The sequence below is a fragment of the Pseudonocardia pini genome, assembly GCF_013870575.1.
Lineage (GTDB): Bacteria > Actinomycetota > Actinomycetes > Mycobacteriales > Pseudonocardiaceae > Pseudonocardia > Pseudonocardia pini.
In genome coordinates, this window is sequence record NZ_JACBXB010000939.1 from 1 (window position 1) to 1,885 (window position 1,885).

The 1,885-nt window shown below is 73.1% G+C and carries 3 protein-coding genes; 2 read left to right on the plus strand and 1 reads right to left on the minus strand.

Features of this window, described 5'->3' with window-relative positions:
* On the plus strand, positions 1 to 836 hold an 836-nt coding region (locus tag H5J29_RS31055), incomplete at its 5' end, for a PP2C family protein-serine/threonine phosphatase (protein ID WP_181784501.1).
* Positions 837 to 864: 28 nt separating this feature from the next.
* Here H5J29_RS31055 and H5J29_RS31060 read toward each other — a convergent pair.
* Positions 865 to 1,239, minus strand: coding sequence for a hypothetical protein (locus H5J29_RS31060; RefSeq protein ID WP_181784502.1), 375 nt, complete (start codon positions 1,237 to 1,239; stop codon positions 865 to 867).
* Positions 1,240 to 1,344: 105 nt separating this feature from the next.
* Between H5J29_RS31060 and H5J29_RS31065 the strand changes: the two genes are divergently transcribed.
* Positions 1,345 to 1,885, plus strand: a 541-nt coding sequence (locus H5J29_RS31065; protein WP_312858495.1) for an AAA family ATPase, incomplete at its 3' end; no start/stop codon positions are given.

Here is a 1,885-nt window from a genome sequence, read left to right on the forward strand (position 1 = left end):
GGCCCGCGCCGCAGGCCGTCGCGCCCGCCGACCTGCTCACCATCGCCACGATCGCGAGCTACGCGGGCCAGGCCCTGGGCCGGGCCAGGGTCCTGCACCACCGCACCTCGGTCGCCCACGAGCTGCAGAACGCGATGCTGACCCGACTGCCCAAGGTGGACGGTCTGGCGATGGCCGCCCGCTACGAGCCCGCGGACACCCGGGAGAACGTCGGCGGGGACTGGTTCGACGCCGCGCCGATCCAGGACCCGGCCCGCCCCGACGACGACGTGCTCGCGCTGTCCGTGGGCGACATCATCGGCCACACGCTCCATGCCGCCACGATCATGGGGCAGGTCCGCTCGATGCTGCGCCAGGCCGCCTGGGACCATCCCGGCGGGCCGCCCTCGATCATCCTGCGCGCCTTCGAGACCGCCAACCTCGGACTCGACCTCACCGCGGCGGGCACCGCGGTCGTCGCGCACCTGCGCCGGGACGGAGCGGGCGACTGGACGATGATCTGGACCAACGCGGGCCACCCGCCGCCGGTCCTGCTGGGGCCCGACGGGACCACCGAGCTGCTCACCGACCACGACGCCCTGTTCGGGTTCGCGCTCACCTCGGAGTCCGCTCGCCACGACCACGTCCGCAGGCTCCTCCCGGGGAGCACCGTGTTCCTCTACACCGACGGGCTCGTCGAGCGCCGTGACAGCGACCTCGACGCGGGCACGGCGGCGCTCCTGGATCTGCTCGACCGGCTCCGCGACCACGACCCGCAGGACATCGTGGACACCGCGGTCACGACGCTGGCCCCCGAGGCGCAGGACGACGTCGTGGCCTTCGCGATCCGGTTCTAGTGTCCCGCTGGTGTCCCGCGCCGAGACACTAGACCCGGACGGGGCGGCTGCGGGCCAGCAGCACCGTCGTGACGAGCAGGACGACCACGCCGATCGACTCGACGACCAGTGTCGTGGTGGCCAGGTCGTAGTCCAGGCTGGACCGGATCCCGAAGAGCCCCACGGTCAGCGCGAGGACCAGTGCCAACAGCGTGCCGCCCAGGAACAGCAGGCTGAGCACCGAGGCCAGCACCAGGAGCGTGCCGCGGAACAGGAGCATCGCCAGCGCCAGCACCAGGCCACCGACGGCGTTGAGCACGAAGAGCACGCCGAGGATGCCGCCGGTGCCGTTGAACACCAGGTAGAGGTGGATCCCGCCCATCGCCAGCAGCGCCAGCGCGCTGAGCACCCGCCAGAGCGTCATGGCACGCCCCCCTTCGTCGAGGAGCGAGCAGTCCACCACAGCCCCGGGGTGCTCCGCCGTCCGCCGATCGGGGTGAACCGGACACGGCGCCCTACGATCGGTCACGTGTCGATCAGCCTGACGGGCCGGGAGAGCGAGTGCGTCCGGCTGGACGCCCTGCTCGACGCGGCCCGGGAGGGCACCAGCGCGGCGCTCGTGCTGCGCGGGGAGGCGGGCGCGGGCAAGTCCGCGCTGCTGGACCACGCCGTGGACCGCGCACCGGACCTGCTCGTGCTGCGCGGGATCGGCCTCGAGTCGGAGGCCGAGCTGCCCTTCGGGGCCCTGCACTCGATGCTCTACCCGCACCTCGACCTGCTCGAGGCGATCCCGGAACCGCAGGCCGCGGCGCTGCGCGGCGCCTTCGGTCTCACCGGCACCCCGGTCGAGAACCGCTTCCTCATCGGTGCCGGAACCCTGTCGCTGCTCGCGGCGCTGGCCGAACGACAGCCCGTGCTGTGCCTGGTGGACGACGCCCAGTGGCTGGACCAGGGCTCGTCGGAGGCCCTGCTGTTCGCGGCGCGCCGCTTCCACGCGGACGCGATCGCGATGCTCTTCGCCGTCCGGGAGACCTCCGTCCCGTTCGCCACCGCGGGCATCCCGGCGCTGC

Coding starts and splice junctions, on each gene's coding strand:
- H5J29_RS31060 (WP_181784502.1), bottom strand. CDS start 1,239: ATGACGCTCTGGCGGGTGCTCAGCGCGCTGGCGCTGCTGGCGATGGGC.